This window comes from Saccharibacillus brassicae (assembly GCF_006542275.1).
Taxonomy (GTDB): domain Bacteria; phylum Bacillota; class Bacilli; order Paenibacillales; family Paenibacillaceae; genus Saccharibacillus; species Saccharibacillus brassicae.
On sequence record NZ_CP041217.1, the window covers coordinates 3,472,515 to 3,487,189 of the forward strand.

General features: G+C 55.8%; 12 protein-coding genes. 9 read left to right on the forward strand and 3 right to left on the reverse strand.

What is annotated here, in order from left to right; all coding sequences use genetic code 11:
• Positions 1-192: 192 nt before the first annotated feature.
• Entirely contained in the window at positions 193-1,467 is a 1,275-nt protein-coding gene (locus FFV09_RS14425; RefSeq protein WP_141448468.1) for an AGE family epimerase/isomerase, read from the forward strand.
• A 284-nt stretch (positions 1,468-1,751) separates the two neighbouring features.
• Here the strand turns inward: FFV09_RS14425 and FFV09_RS14430 are convergent, their stop codons facing one another.
• Positions 1,752-2,855 carry a LacI family DNA-binding transcriptional regulator gene (locus FFV09_RS14430; RefSeq protein ID WP_141448469.1) on the reverse strand — a complete coding sequence of 368 codons (1,104 nt, stop codon included), beginning with the start codon at positions 2,853-2,855 and terminating at the stop codon, positions 1,752-1,754.
• A gap of 206 nt (positions 2,856-3,061) precedes the next feature.
• Here FFV09_RS14430 and corA point away from each other — a divergent pair, with 206 nt between their 5' ends.
• The 6 genes from corA to FFV09_RS14460 all read left to right on the forward strand — a co-directional run bounded on the left by corA (position 3,062) and on the right by FFV09_RS14460 (position 9,588).
• The gene (gene corA, locus FFV09_RS14435) at positions 3,062-4,018 is read left to right on the forward strand and encodes a magnesium/cobalt transporter CorA (RefSeq protein ID WP_141448470.1); all 957 of its coding nucleotides are present in this window, start codon (positions 3,062-3,064) and stop codon (positions 4,016-4,018) included.
• 252 nt (positions 4,019-4,270) lie between these two features.
• Complete coding sequence (locus FFV09_RS14440) at positions 4,271-4,561, forward strand: YerC/YecD family TrpR-related protein (RefSeq protein ID WP_141448471.1); 291 nt, start codon at positions 4,271-4,273, stop codon at positions 4,559-4,561.
• A 4-nt stretch (positions 4,562-4,565) separates the two neighbouring features.
• Positions 4,566-5,336 (forward strand): sirohydrochlorin chelatase, encoded by a 771-nt coding sequence (locus FFV09_RS14445; RefSeq protein ID WP_141448472.1) that lies wholly within the window; start codon positions 4,566-4,568, stop codon positions 5,334-5,336.
• Between the two features lie 210 nt (positions 5,337-5,546).
• Complete coding sequence (locus FFV09_RS14450; RefSeq protein ID WP_141448473.1) at positions 5,547-6,428, forward strand: diacylglycerol kinase; 882 nt, start codon at positions 5,547-5,549, stop codon at positions 6,426-6,428.
• 526 nt (positions 6,429-6,954) lie between these two features.
• On the forward strand, positions 6,955-8,934 hold the full coding sequence (gene rlmD, locus FFV09_RS14455) for a 23S rRNA (uracil(1939)-C(5))-methyltransferase RlmD (RefSeq protein WP_141448474.1): 1,980 nt from the start codon (positions 6,955-6,957) through the stop codon (positions 8,932-8,934).
• A 243-nt stretch (positions 8,935-9,177) separates the two neighbouring features.
• Positions 9,178-9,588, forward strand: a complete 411-nt coding sequence (locus FFV09_RS14460; RefSeq protein WP_141448475.1) for a hypothetical protein — start codon at positions 9,178-9,180, stop codon at positions 9,586-9,588.
• Positions 9,589-9,672: 84 nt separating this feature from the next.
• Here FFV09_RS14460 and FFV09_RS14465 read toward each other — a convergent pair whose 3' ends face one another.
• Positions 9,673-10,638 carry a hypothetical protein gene (locus tag FFV09_RS14465; RefSeq protein WP_141448476.1) on the reverse strand — a complete coding sequence of 322 codons (966 nt, stop codon included), beginning with the start codon at positions 10,636-10,638 and terminating at the stop codon, positions 9,673-9,675.
• Between the two features lie 398 nt (positions 10,639-11,036).
• On the opposite strand from FFV09_RS14465, the gene FFV09_RS14470 reads away from it, so the two are divergent.
• Entirely contained in the window at positions 11,037-11,798 is a 762-nt protein-coding gene (locus FFV09_RS14470) for an MBL fold metallo-hydrolase (protein WP_141448477.1), read from the forward strand.
• A gap of 330 nt (positions 11,799-12,128) precedes the next feature.
• On the forward strand, positions 12,129-12,812 hold the full coding sequence (locus FFV09_RS14475; protein WP_141448478.1) for a hypothetical protein: 684 nt from the start codon (positions 12,129-12,131) through the stop codon (positions 12,810-12,812).
• A 776-nt stretch (positions 12,813-13,588) separates the two neighbouring features.
• Here the strand turns inward: FFV09_RS14475 and FFV09_RS14480 are convergent.
• Positions 13,589-14,608, reverse strand: coding sequence for an alpha/beta fold hydrolase (locus tag FFV09_RS14480; protein WP_141448479.1), 1,020 nt, complete (start codon positions 14,606-14,608; stop codon positions 13,589-13,591).
• Positions 14,609-14,675: the final 67 nt, after the last annotated feature.

Genomic DNA, 14,675 nt, shown 5'->3' on the forward strand with positions numbered 1-14,675 from the left:
CCGACGAAGACCGGGCTTTTTGTGTTCGCGTGCTAACAAATCGGTGAGGACTTTCTGTCCGTTCACGCAATCTTCCCGGAGACCTGCTCGTCCGTACTTGAATCGTCAGCTAAAAAAGAGTATAAATGAACGGAGATGTTTATCTTTTTTATCTAACAAAAATATAACAAATAGCTGAACGGGGGACGCTTCATGTTGGAAACGCGTACGGATCGGGAATGGATCGGGCAGTTGGACGCGGAGTTGAAACATAATATTTTAGCGTTTTGGTTGAAGCACGCGCCTTCGCCGACGGACGAAGGATTCGTGGGCGAGATCGGAGCGGATCTCGGCGTGCATGCCGAAGCGGATCGGAGCCTCGTGCTCAACGCGCGCATCCTGTGGACGTTCGCGGCCGCGTATCGGCACTATGCCGACATTGCCTATCTGGACATGGCGGAGCGGGCGTACCGGTATTTGCGGTCGAACTTTGCCGATGCCGAGCACGGCGGTTATTATTGGATGCTGTCCGCGCAGGGCGCGGTGTCCGAAGACAAAAAGCAGGTGTACGGACAAGCGTTCGTCATCTACGCGCTGAGCGAATACGCGCTGGCGCTGGACGCGCTGCGCGAGCATGAGCTGGCCAAAGACGCCGCGGCCGGGCAGCAGAATGGTCTGCGCGCCGAGCTGGAAGAAGAATGCCGGCGGATCTTCGCGCTGCTGGAGCGGCACAGCCTCGATCCGCAGCACGGCGGGTATATCGAAGCGCATGCGCGCGACTGGTCGGAGACGGACGACCTGAGCCTGAGCGGCAAAGACCTGAACGAGAAGAAGTCGATGAATACGCATCTGCACGTGCTGGAAGGCTATACGAACCTGTACCGGATCTGGCCTTCGGAGACGCTGCGCCGCTCGCTTGCGGAGCTGCTGGAAGTCACGCTGACGCATATCGTCGATGCGCAGACCGGCCATTTCCTGCTGTTCTTCGACGAAGCGTGGGACAGCAAATCGCGCCATGTCTCGTACGGCCACGACATCGAAGGCAGCTGGCTGCTGTTCGAAGCGGCCGAAGTGCTCGGCGGCGAAGAGCGGATCGAACGCGTGCGCGGCGTCGCGCTGCATATGGCGCAGGCCGTACTGGCGCGCGGCGTCGATACGGACGGCGGGCTCTGGAACGAAGCCGAAGACGGCACGCTGGTCGACGACGGCAAAGACTGGTGGCCGCAGGCCGAAGCGATGGTCGGCTTCTATAATGCGTACCAGCTGTCGGGCGACGAAGCTTACCGCGAAGCGGCCGGACGTTCGTGGGACTTTATCCGCGAACATCTCGTGGACCGCGAGCGCGGCGAATGGTATTGGAGCGTGTCGAACGACCGCGTGCCGAACACCAAGGAACCGAAGCTCGGCGCCTGGAAATGTCCGTACCATAACAGCCGGGCCTGTCTTGAAATGCTGGTTCGGCTGGAACGCCGGTCGCAGCAGCACTAAGCGGCGGGGAAGCGGTTATACGGCGGGTAAGGGAGAGCGCAGCGGGTGCGACAGCAAGGCCGAGGCTCAACCGGGAATGTCGGTATCTAAGCGGGTAAGCCGCTTCGGATCGCCGCCGCCACGCAGTCTCGAACACCAAAAAGCGGACAGTCTGCCCCTCGGGGTAGACTGTCCGCTTTTACGTGCGTGATTTTCTTCTTCGCGTGTGGTCTTCTTCGCGATCTTTGCGCGAGCCTTATTTTTTCGCGAGCGCTTCAAGAGAGCGTGCTCCACGTCTTACGACGTCAGCCGATCGGCGCCGATTCCCCGCCTACCGGTTCCGGCTCGCTGCGCAGCTCCTTGACCGAACCGCGCAGCACGAGTTCCGACGCGATCAGGATTTTCTCCAGCGGCGCTTTGGGATCGCGGGCCCGCTCGATCAGGCGCAGGGCGGCCCGGCGGCCCATCGCTTCCTTGGGCACGTGCACGGTCGTCAGCGCCGGCGAAGACGGCGAACCGGCTTCGTGGATATGGTCGAAGCCGACGAGCGAGAGATCTTCCGGCACGCGAATGCCGAGTGGTTCCAGATTGCGCAGGGCGACCAGCGCCACGTCGTCGTTGGCGCAGACGAGCGCCGTCGGCAGCGTGCGCTGCTTGCGCCGCTTGGCCAGCCATTGGCGCAGCTCCGGTTCGTAGTCCGCGCCGTCGATGCCGCGCAGCGCGTTCATCGGATCGCCCGCGTCCTGCACGGGCAGCCCCTGTTCTTCCAGCGCATTGCGGAAGCCGTTCCACCGGTCGCGGAAACTGCTGGAGAAGCCGGTGCTGCCGATAAAATGCAAATTGCGGTGGCCGCAGCCGATCAGATGGCTCGTCAGCCGCATGCTGGCATCGACGTTGCCCGCAAACACCGTATCCGCCGGAATAAGCGGATCTTCGTGATCGACGAGCACGGTCGGCAGCCCGATGCGGTGCACTTCCAGCAGCAGCGGCGTCGAGATCTGCCCGATACCGATCAAGCCGAGAAAGCCGTCGGGGTTCAGGATGCTCGTCACGGCGTCCAGCCGCTGGTCGGACAAGATGACGACGCCCAGCCCGCTGCGTTCGAGCGTCTCGGTGACGCCGTTCAGGATGCGTCCCCAGTACAGCGATTCCGGCGTCTGGAAGCGGACGTTCGGCATCAGCACGAGGACGGATTGGCGGCCGGACGCGGCCGGCTGCGGCTCGGGCGCTTTGCGCGATTGTCCGTAGCCGCGCGGCTGCGTGAAGTAACCGAGCTGCGAAGCGGCCTGGATCACCCGTTCCCGGGTAGCTTCGCTGACGCCTCCTTTGCCCGAAAGCGCTTTGGAGACGACGAATTTGGAGACGCCGAGCTGGTCGGCAATTTGCTGCATCGTTACTTTTTTGGCCATGAACCGTTTCCCCCGCCCCTATCGTTAGATAACAAGAGTATAACAAAAACGCTTTTTAAACGTCCATCTACAAAAAAGTTAGCTTCGCCGGCCTCGTTCCCGCTGCTGCGAAGGCATCAAGCGAACATTGCAAGCATTCGGACGAGGGATTACGATAGAGAAGCCTTTGCGGCATACCAAGCGAAAACAGAAGGAGGGCGGCCGCTTTGATCCGGACGCTTGCGGTAACGCACGACCACCAGGTTCATCTCGACATTCCGCTGACCGAGCTCGACCCGGCGCAGTTCAAATGGTTTTGGGCCGATTTTCAAAAACCGACCACGCGGGAGACCGAGCTGCTCGGCAGCTATTTCCATTTTCACCCGCTGGAGATCGAAGACTGCCTGAACGACGTGCAGCGTCCCAAGATGGACCCGCACGAGAAATACGTGTTTCTGATCACCCACGCGCTTGGCCGGGGCGGCAAGGAAACGGGCGAAGTCGACATGTTTCTCGGCTCGACTTTTTTCGTCACGTTTCATTTTGACCGGATGCGGGAGATCGACGAAGCGTGGGAACGTATCCGTGCCCGGGCCGTCGATCCGTCCAAAAAAACGAATCCCGTCGCCGCCGCCTATCTGGTGCTCGACGCGCTGGTGGACGAATATTTCCCGTGCGTGTTCGGCGTCGAAGACGAATTGGCCGACCTGGAAGAGAAGGGACGCCGCGAATCGGTCGACCAACTGCTCGCCCAGGTGTTCGACCTGCGTTCCCGGCTGCTCAAGCTGCATCATACGATCGTGCCGATGCGCGACCTGCTGTACCGGATCATCAACTCGCAGCACGTCGACGATTCGAAGGAGTACCGGGTGTATTTTACCGACATTTACGACCACCTGTTGAAGCTGTCCGAGATGATCGACTCCAACCGCGAGATGACGGCCGACCTGCGCGACAGCTATATCTCGCTCAATTCCAACCGCATGAACGGGATCATGAAGACGCTGACCGTTATCACGACCGTGTTCATGCCGCTGACGCTGATCGCCGGCATCTACGGGATGAATTTCGAGCATATGCCGGAACTGCGCTGGACCTACGGCTATTTCTTCGTGCTCGGAGGCATGGCGACGCTTGCGCTTACGATGGTCGGATGGTTCTGGCGCCGGGGATGGTTCAAGTAAAGAGCATTTAAGCGGAAAAGAAGGCATGCGGCAAAAAAAGTACGCGGACGGCGGACACTCTTACCGGGGAAATTCGACAAAGCGCGATGGGGCGGACGCGTCTGTCCGTTCGGTCTGCATCGCGTGAAACCGTTAACGCTTGAAAAACATAACTTGGCCCGCTACAATATAAAGGAAGCACACATATTCGGCCTTCGGGCATAAGCCAACATAAACGGTACACACCAGTAAACGGTAGGGGATGATCTTTCAGTGCAGCTGAAAAAACTAAACGATAAAACGGTCGATCAATTGTTCGAGGCCATTCTGACGCTCAAGGACCTGGAAGAATGCTACGTCTTTTTCGACGATTTGTGCACGGTCAACGAGATCCAATCGCTGTCGCAGCGCCTCGAAGTGGCACGCATGCTCGGCAAAGGCAGCACGTACAACCAGATCGAAGCGGAGACGGGCGCAAGCACCGCGACGATCTCGCGCGTGAAGCGCTGCCTCAACTACGGCAACGACGGATACAAGCTGACGCTCGAACGCCTGGGACGTTAAGCGCATGAACAAAACGGGCGCGCTGATCATCAGTCACGGTTCGCCTCAGCCCGAATGGGTGGAGGCGGTCAATGCAGCGGCCGGCGAAGTGAGAATCAAGGAACATATGCCGGTCGCGGTGTCGTTTCTGGGCAATGTGGAAGGCGCATCGATCCAGCACGGTATCGACGCGCTGGAGTCGGAAGGCGTTACGGACATTTTGGCCGTCATGCTGTTCGTGTCGGAAGGCAGCACGCATATCGACGAGATCGAATACGCGCTCGGCATGAAGGACGCGCCGGACCGCGAGACGGATCTTGAACCGTTCGCGATCCGGGCGCGTATGCACGTCGGACGCCCGATGGGCGACGACCCGGACGTGGCGCGCATGGTGTGGGACAAAGTCTCGCCGGCTTCGGTCAATCCGGAGCGCGAAGTGATTCTGCTGGTCGGACACGGCAGTATCCACGACGGATTCCGGCAGCGCTGGGAAGCCGGCGCTTCGGCGCTGACGAAGCGGGTCGGCGCAACGAGCGGGCTGCTGTGCGATTACGCGCTGCTCAATCCCGACAACGTGCGCGCCAAAGCGGAGGAATGGATCGGAAAAGGCCGGCGCGTGCTGATCGCTCCGCTGTTCCTCAGCACGGGGTATTTCCTGCAGACGGTCATTCCGCGCAAGCTCGAAGGACTGGATTACGGCTACACGGGCGAGGCTCTGCTGCCGCATCCGCTGCTGCCGGTCTGGATCGAGCGGCAGGTCGAAGAACTGCTTGCCCGCGTCGATGCCGAAGCGTAACTTCGGCGCGGCGGAACATCCGGCGGTCTTCGGATCGGGCGGGGCTGTGGTCACGCGAATTTTACGCACATACGCACAATCGAGAGCAAGTCTTACCTGAAGCGAAGGTTCCGCGAGAGCGGCGGCCTTCGCTTCGAGTTGTACACAAGGCCGCCGCGCCTTCGGGCGCCCGGCGGCAAGAACCTATAAGGAACAGGTGGAGTTCGATAGATGAGAAGAGCGAGGCTGATCTACAATCCGACTTCCGGACGGGAAGAGATGCGGCGCCGGCTGCCGGATATTTTGCAGCGCCTCGATGAAGGCGGAATCGAGACGACGGTGCATGCAACGACGGGAGAAGGCGACGCGACGCTCGCGGCGATCGACGCGGCGCAGCGGGGCTATGACATTGTTATTGCCGCGGGCGGCGACGGCACGATCTACGAGGTCGTCAACGGCCTCGCCGATCAGGAGCACCGGCCGGGTCTCGGCGTGTTTCCGCTCGGTACGACAAACGATCTGTCGCGGGCGCTCGGCATTTCGAGGCAGTGGGAAGATTACTGCGATCTGGTGCTGCGCGGCGAATCGCGGCCGATCGACCTGGGACGGGCAAACGATCGCTATTTCATCAATATCGCGGGCGGCGGCTCGCTCACGGAACTGACGTACGAAGTGCCGAGCCGCCTCAAGACGATGATCGGCCAGCTCGCCTACTACTTCAAAGGCATCGAGAAGATGGTCAATCTGACGCCGATGCAGCTCAAGATCGAGGCGGAAGGCCAGGGCGAGATCGAAGGCGAATTCATGATCTTCCTGATAGGCAATACGAATTCGGTCGGCGGGTTCGAAAAACTGATGCCCGACGCGCGGATCGACGACGGCCTGCTCGACGTGATCCTGCTCAAAAAGTGCAATCTGGCCGAGCTGATCCGCGTCGTCTCGATGGCGCAGCGCGGCGATCATTTCAACGATCCGAACGTGATCTATTTCCGCACGCAGCGGCTTGAAGTGACGTCGCCGAACAACGTCCTGCTCAATCTGGACGGCGAACTCGGCGGCAAGCTGCCCGGCGTGTTCGAAGTGCTGCCGCAGCATCTGCGGGTGTTCGCGTAAGGTTGTATAAAGGGCGACAGCCCGGAAGCGGCCCGGCTACGCGCGGACGAAAATCGGGTCCCGCCGGCCGCGCATAACGTGTTACAATACGGGAGGAAGAACCGCGTCCGGTGGCAGAGCAGCACGCCGGTCGGAGGGCATCCTCCTTTTTGGCGTGTCCGGAAAAAGAGGCGCGTGCGCTTGAAAAGCAGGGTGTGCAGGATGTGCAGAGCGCATAGGGGCGAATGCCCGGCCTGGACTAGTGTGTGGCTAGTGTAAGACTCACGTTGTATCACTTACGCTGCCTCGAAAGCAACGTAGAACTCCAAAAGTGTGCACGCTGGAAGCTACGCTGCTTTTTGGGACATGTAGAACGCGAAACGAGGCCATAACCGTTGGAAAAGACGTTGCAGGTTGCTTTTTCGGCAATATGGCTTGGCCTATAAGGCTAAAATCGGGGTTACGTGTCCCGCAAAGCAATGTAACTTCGACCCTACCCCTTTTACGAACGACTCCTTCATGAATATAAGCGAAAGAAGTGAATAGAATGAACAAAAACAACAGCAGCCGCGGCAGCGCGGGCAAAAGCGGCGGGCAGGGGCGCGGAGGCAAAAGCAAACCGCCGGTCGGATCGTCCGCAGGCGGCAGCCGCCGCGGCGGCGCAGGCCGGACGAACGCCGGCCGCGGACGCGGCGGAGCGCGCCCGGAAGAAGAAATCGAAGGACTGCCGGTCGCCAAGAACGACGAAGTCAATCTCGACATCATCGGCATGAACCATAACGGCGAAGGCGTCGGCCGCGCGGACGGCTACACGCTGTTCGTGCCGGGCGCACTGCCGGGCGAGAAAATCTCGGCCAAAGTGATCAACACCAAAAAGCAGTACGGCTATGCCAAAATGAACCTGCTGCTGCAGGCCAGCCCTTCGCGCGTCGAAGCGCCGTGCGAAATCTTCGACCGCTGCGGCGGCTGCCAGATCCAGCATATGGATTATCCGGCGCAGCTCGAATGGAAGCGGCAGCAGGTCGCGGACAGCCTGCAGCGGATCGGCAAGCTGAACGTGCGCGCGTTCGGCGCTCCGTCCGCGGGCGAAGCTTCGCATGGGGCGGAAGCGGGCGAGCCGCTTGAAGGCGACACGCGCGTGTCCGCCGATACGGCGGAAGCCGGCGCCCATGCGGCCGGACCCGGCGAAGCGGGCCGGCCGGGCGATGCGGCTTACGAAGTGTCGCCGGCCGCCGCGGAGAGCGCAAGCAGCGGCAGCCTCGCTGCCGGCTACGCGCCCGAAGCTTCTTCGGGCCAGCCTCTGCCGGCACTTGAGGCAGCGGCATTCGGCGGCGGCGAAGGCCGCGAGAACGGGCCGGCGCCGGCCGGCGGAGAAGCTGCGGAAGCCGGAGCGCCGGGCGCGCTTGCAGGCGCGGGCGGCGCGCAAAGCGCCGACGCGGCCGCGCAAGAGGCGGCGGCGCCGGTCTCCGGCGCTGACGCAGCCGGCGAAGAAGCGCTCGGCGTGCTTGTGCCGCCGACGCTCGGCATGAGCGACCCGTGGCGCTACCGCAACAAAGCGCAGGTGCCGATGGGCGAAGAAAAAGGCCGCCTGATCGGCGGCTTCTACGCGCGCGGCACCCACCGCATCGTCGATATGGAGACGTGCATCATCCAGCATGAAGCCAACGACGAGATGGTCGAGACCGTCAAAGCGATCGGCCGCGAGCTGGGCATTACCGCGTATGACGAAGAGACCGGCCGCGGCCTGCTGCGGCATGTCGTCGTCAAAGTCGCTTTTTCAACCGGCGAGAAAATGGTCGTACTCGTTACGAACAGCGAGCGGCTGCCCAAGTCCGAGCAGTGGATCGCCGCGATCCGCGAGCGCGTCCCCGGCGTGCAGAGCATCTGCCATAACGCCAACATGCGCCAGACGAACGTCATTTTCGGAGAGACGACGACCGTCCTGTGGGGCCAGGAAGTCATTCACGATTACATCGGCGACATCAAGTTCGCGATCTCTGCCCGCTCCTTCTATCAGGTGAATCCGGCCCAGACCGAAGTGCTGTACGGCAAAACGCTGGAGTACGCCGGCCTGACCGGCGAAGAGACCGTGATCGACGCCTACTGCGGCATCGGCACCATCTCCTTGTTCCTCGCGCAGAAAGCGAAGCGCGTCTACGGCGTCGAGATCGTCAAGGAAGCGATCGAAGACGCCCGCAAAAACGCCGAGATCAACGGCATCACCAACGCCGAATTCGAAGTCGGCGCGTCCGAAGACGTCATCCCCCGCTGGCGCGAGCAGGGCATCACGCCCGACGTCATCGTCGTCGATCCCCCGCGCAAAGGCTGCGACATCCGCCTGCTGGAGACCATCATCGAGATGAAGCCGCAGCGCGTCGTCTACGTCTCCTGCAACCCGGCTACGCTCGCACGCGACCTGCGCGTACTGGAAGACGGCGGCTTCAAGACGACGAAAGTACAGCCGGTAGACATGTTCCCGCAGACGGTGCATGTGGAGGCCGTTGCTTTGCTGGTACGGCAGGACTAAGAGCAAACAAATAGGTGATCTAAGGCGCGAGCTTGCTCGCGTCTTTTTTGTGCGCGCCGATATTTTTAGAGCAATATAATTTCAGAATGACAGTCATTTGACGGACTTTCCTGCACCAATGCCTTTGATTGCAACCAGGTGTTGTCTATTGAAGAGATCAAATAAAAAAACCTTCAACTATTTTATGCAACTAAGATGACTAAGAAAACGTTCTATAGATACATTCAAAATGGGGTGATTTCGATGAGAAGTAAAGCTTGGGATCCATTAAAGCAGTTTTCTATAGCAGTATCTATTATGATAGCGTTTGTGTTTACTCTTACATGTATTTTAGGGATCTTATTTTTCTCTCATTTGTGGATATTTTCTGAGAAAGAATCTACGATCCAATTCAATAAAGGACATTACATGATTCTAGTTTCGGCAAATGAAGAACAATATGACTTATACAATACGGAAGCGGATAAAATGCTTAATGCAGTTAATGGCTACACTAAGCAAAAAGATAAAAGTTATGTATTTAACGAAAACAGCATGGCTATAATTGATGAAAAAAAGGGTCTAATAGAAATAAAGGCTCTTGCAGAAGCAGATGAAAGCGAAAGAGAAATGATTAAGAAGAAAACCCTTATCCATGTAAGTGAACATAATTAAACGCTTGAGATATTAGTAACCCATATACTTCATTATTTAAAAAGAAGCAGGCTCTTTTGGAGAGCCTGCTTCTTTTTGAGTTGTTTAAGGTCTGTAATTTGGCTGCTGCATATAGAAATTCGAAATATATGGAACAATAGCCCCTGCATTTTGAGCATCGGCTGCGTGGTTAGAAACCAATGCAATCGCCTTGGCAGGGAGGCTTGAAGGAATCGGACTGATATGAGTGTAGTCGTACCGATCATTAACATTGATATAAATAGTCCATGTCCCATTGGTCATCTTTTCGGCAGCCCAATTGTGTTTATACTTGCCTAAAGTTAGATACCAGTCTAGCCCAGCGTTACCTGCGCTTGTATAGTGGCTACCACTTCCTGAGACTGCTTTCTTTCCTTGAGCATTAGCTGTCTTTACAGCATTGGCAATTGGAATAGAAATTTCGGTATACGAAGGGGTTCTTGAAAAACCGTTTGATAACGTGGTTCCCGCAGCATAACTACGATTGGAAGGACTATCTTGCAACGAATGAAGTAGGAAGTTTCCTGCTGTTGGGCAGGAGAAAGCACCAAATGTTAAAGATAGCTCTTTGAATTGCCCTCTGTATTGTGCTTTAGTGAGAGCCTTGGCTGCAAATTGATCATTCGTTTGAGCAGACAAGGTGTTTTTGGATTCAGTCATTTGTTGATATTGAAGATCTGTAGAGTCTTGCTGACTTTGTAACGAAGCACTGGTGCTCTCTTGTTTTAATTTCTCCAAGTCTTTCAAAGCTGCTTCGTCATAAAAAACGTGATTGTCCAGAGCAGCTTCGGGTGTAACTATTGAAGACGTAGTGAAAGAAGAATCTTCGACTGCATCTTGGTAATAAACGTGCTCCTTAGTCCAGGGGTTGATCAAGTAAGAACCCTGAGCGTCAGTTTGTGCATTCATAGCAGTATCTGTAGACATTGGTTGGACGGAGACTTCTTGCGGTAAAATCTCAGCAGAAGCTACGGCTGGTAACATTAACGTAGCTGCAAGAACTGAAGTAACAGCTGGCTTTAAAAGTTTCAAATTGATTCCTCCCAGATTTTTTTGAGAAAAGCTTAAGCTTTTCTATATGTACAACGTTTGATTTTAAGAAAAATTTATATTAAATTTGTAAAAATATATATTTTTAAATACAGTCTAATAATAGGCTCTCAAGTTCTTCGTTCGCAAAAGTAAGCGCCAAAAACTACCGGAGAAACGTGAACGTTTTGCTGTTGGGAAGTTGATCCGGCAGCATTGGGTGAAGAGCAGATTACACACTTCGGCAGTAGAGGCTGAGCAGGCTATGAAGCAGGCCCTCTTTTTCACCGCGAAAACATTCGAACCAAAAGCGTTTCGTCAAACCATCGATCCCCATCGAAGCATCGTCTATCATGGAGATATCCGACAAATCGCACGCATCGCAGAAGGAGAGGGAACCGATGAACATTCAACTGATTCGCAACGCTACGCTGATCGTCCGGTATGCGGGCAAGAAATTCCTGATCGATCCGTTTTTGTCCGAACAGGGCACGCTGCCTGCTTTTCCCAATGCCGCAAGAACCGATCAGAACAATCCGCTCGTGGGCCTGCCAATTTCGATCGAAGACATCGTCAGCGACCTGGATGCCGTCATCGTCACGCATCTGCATATGGACCATTGGGACGATGCAGCCAAGGCCGCTTTGCCAAAAGGCGTCAAGATTTTCTCGCAAAACGAAGAAGATGCCGAAGCTATCCGCAGTGCCGGCTTTGAACAGGTGGAAGTGCTGGGCGAGAACACGGTTTTTGAAGGCATTCGATTGATCAAAACGCAGGGCGAGCACGGACGCGGAGACATTCTGCAAATGGCGGGTCACGTGTGCGGCGTCGTATTCAAGCATGACAGCGAACAGACGCTGTACGTCGCCGGCGATACGGTCTGGTACGAAGCGGTGCGGCAGACGATCGAGACGCATCAGCCGGAAGTGATCGTCGTTAACGGCGGAGATAACCAGTTCCTGAAGGGCGGTTCGCTCGTCATGAACGCGGAAGATATCCACCACGTGCATGAAGCCGCGCCGAACGCCCGCATCCTCTCGGTCCATATGGAAGCCGTCAACCACTGGAATCTGTCGCGGACGGAACTGAGGGATTTTGCGGCTCAAAAAGGGATCTCTGACCACATTCTCGTGCCGGACGACGGAGATTCTTATACTTTCTGAACAGCTTTTTTGAAAAGCAACCGTAAAACAAGCCGAACCTCATATAGAACGTAAACGAAAAAAAAGAGGCGCTTTCGAGCGGCTCTTTTTTTCGTTTGGATTGAAATCTGTTAAAACCTATTATGAGATCATTCTATATTTTTATTTAAATAGTAATTAATAGACTTAAGTACCTGTTTAAATCTCCATCTCCATTTAAGCTCATACTTTAGAACCTATTATATACAAAAAGTTATATTTTAGGATTTTTCGTGTTAAGTTTAAGAAGTAAATAAGTTCAAATTGATTTTGGGATTGTCAAAATTCTTTTTAAGAAGGAGACTTTTGGAGATGAAAAAAAGCTTGATTGCAATTAGTGCCGGTCTTTTGGTTTTAAGCGCTTCTGCTGCTCCGGTTTCTGCTAGAACGTTAGCGCAAGAGAATTCCAATATTAGTTCCATCCAGAACCGTCCAATGATTTCTTTTGGTGAGACGGATCAAGATCAGAAATTACTTGCAGGAGCCGTTGCCATCAACGAGTACATTGCAATAGGCTCCGACGGATTTTTACATATTGCGGAAGAAGGTAAAACCAAAGTAAGCAGCGAAGTCTATCGCGTAATTGAACGGGGAGTAAATACAATTAATGCTGAAATTCAATCAGGGGCACTTATTGTAAATGGGAATACTGCAACTCTCGGTAGAACAGCACCTATGATTGAAGCTCCTGGCCCTGGCGAATTCACGACAAATGCCTTTAGCAATGCGTATTGGTGGGGTGTGGCTATAACGTTTAACGACCAAGAAACCAAAAATCAGATTTATACGCTGACACAAACCGGAGTGATTTGGGGACTTGTTGCGACAGTAGCAGGAGTAAGCGGAGCTCATGCGGCTACAATTGCAGCGGCGCTAGTCTCGGCAGGCGCATTTATGATAGCCAATTCAATGTCTGCACACAATATGGGGAAAGGTGTTACACTTAATATACATTGGCTGCCTGCTCCGTACTTTGAGTCTACAACCAATAGATAAGGAAGCCGTACAGTTCGTTCAAATGTGAAGGAGGAGATTCACATCGTTGTGACTATCCTAATTTCAATCGTGGCATTTCTTTTGCTCTTTACGGCGGTAAAGTTCATGGCTACGAGGCTCAAGAGTCCGCATCAAAGAAAATGGCTTTATCTCGGGCTTATGTTCTTGGCCTTGATCTCTCAGACTATACCGCTTCTCAAAGGAAACATGTCGGCACTGCCTGTTTTTCTTTTGTTGATAGTAGCTGCTGTATGTTTGGGAAGGCATTTGAACGAAAGTTCCAAAAGAAAGCATTATTGAAGAGTTTTAAGCCGTTTGTACTGGCGCATACCGAAAGGATAGGAGTGCAACTGCATTCCTATCCTTTTTTTCGGCTGATTGACCCTAACCCTAGCCTCACAAACGGTCTGCAAAAATGTACTTTTACGTCCCATTCCCGCCAACCTTCTTTTTTTGCGCAAAGGTCCATTGAATGAAGTCCTTCCGCTCCTTATGATAAGTCAGTGAGAATAACTGTCATGTGGGGATTGGAAAGATGAGACAAATCGGATATGCCGATAAAAAAGCTGGGCACGCCGGGGGAAGACCGGGCGCGGCCGGCACGGTGAATACCGAGCAGGCACCGACCGTGTCGGAGGCGGCGAGACGGTAGACCTGATTCGGATCGAAGGCGGCGAACTGTTCGTGCTCGGCGACCGCAACGTGGGCGACGTGATGTACCGCTATCTTTTACGCGTACTGTCGCTGTCCGGCCAACTGGACGAAGGGGTAGAGCTCTATTTGTCCGCCCCGTACGCGAGCAGTTCCTTCAACCGTTCGTCGATAAACCGGTTATCCGGTTCATGAATTCCCCGCCCCGCAAAATGTCCCCAGACCGACAGGATCGGCTGTAATACGGCATTCGGAATGCGCCGCACTTCGTACGCATTGTCGTCCGCCGAGCAGAACAGGTCCGTGCTGCCCGGCATGACGCAGGCCCGGGCGGTAATGCTCGCAAGCGCCCGGTCGAAATCGCCGCCGTACGCCGGATTGTCGCTGATGTCGGCATGCTGCCCGGTGCGGAGCATGGACAGCACATTGTGCGGGTCCATCTGCATGAAGCTGTTTTCCCAGACGCCGGCCGTGAACTCTTCCAGCGAATCGAAGCCCATCTCCCGGTAAAGTTCGGCCCGGTAGAACGCTTGCGACAAGCCCCAGCCCGCATATACCCGCCCGACGGCCCGCATATCCGCGGACGTCAGCCGATCCAGCGAAGCCTCGTCGAAGCGCACGGCGGACAGCAGCGCGGCCCGGAGACTGTCCAGCACGACGAACGTGTGGGGCCAGGGCTTGGCGATACCGGCCACAGGCGCGATCCGTTCGACCATCTCCGGGTAACTTGTGCCCCATTGGAACGCCTGAATGCCTCCGAGCGACCAGCCGACGACGAGCGCGATCCGGCGAATGCCGAACCGCTCGTGCAGCAGCCGACGTTGGAACACGACGTTGTCGTAGACGGTCACCTGCGGAAAACGGGCCCGGTCAAACGGAGGTGGTGTGTTGCTCGGCGACGAAGACAGTCCGTTGCCGAGCAGGTTCGGCACGACGATGAAATAGCGCTCCGGGTCGAGCGCCTGGCCCGGTCCGATCAGCCATTCGTTCTGCGTATGCGTGTCGCCGAACGCGGTCGGATAGACGATCACATTGTCCCGGCGTTCGTTCAGGGTGCCGTACGTCCGATAAGCCAGAAAAGCGTCCGGCAGCGTCGTTCCCGATTGCAGCAGGACGTCGCCCAAATCAAAAATTTCGTAATCCATGTTGAAATCTCTCTCCCTTCGGCATAGAACCGCGCGTGTTGGCGCCGGTTCTTGTGCTCAGTATAGG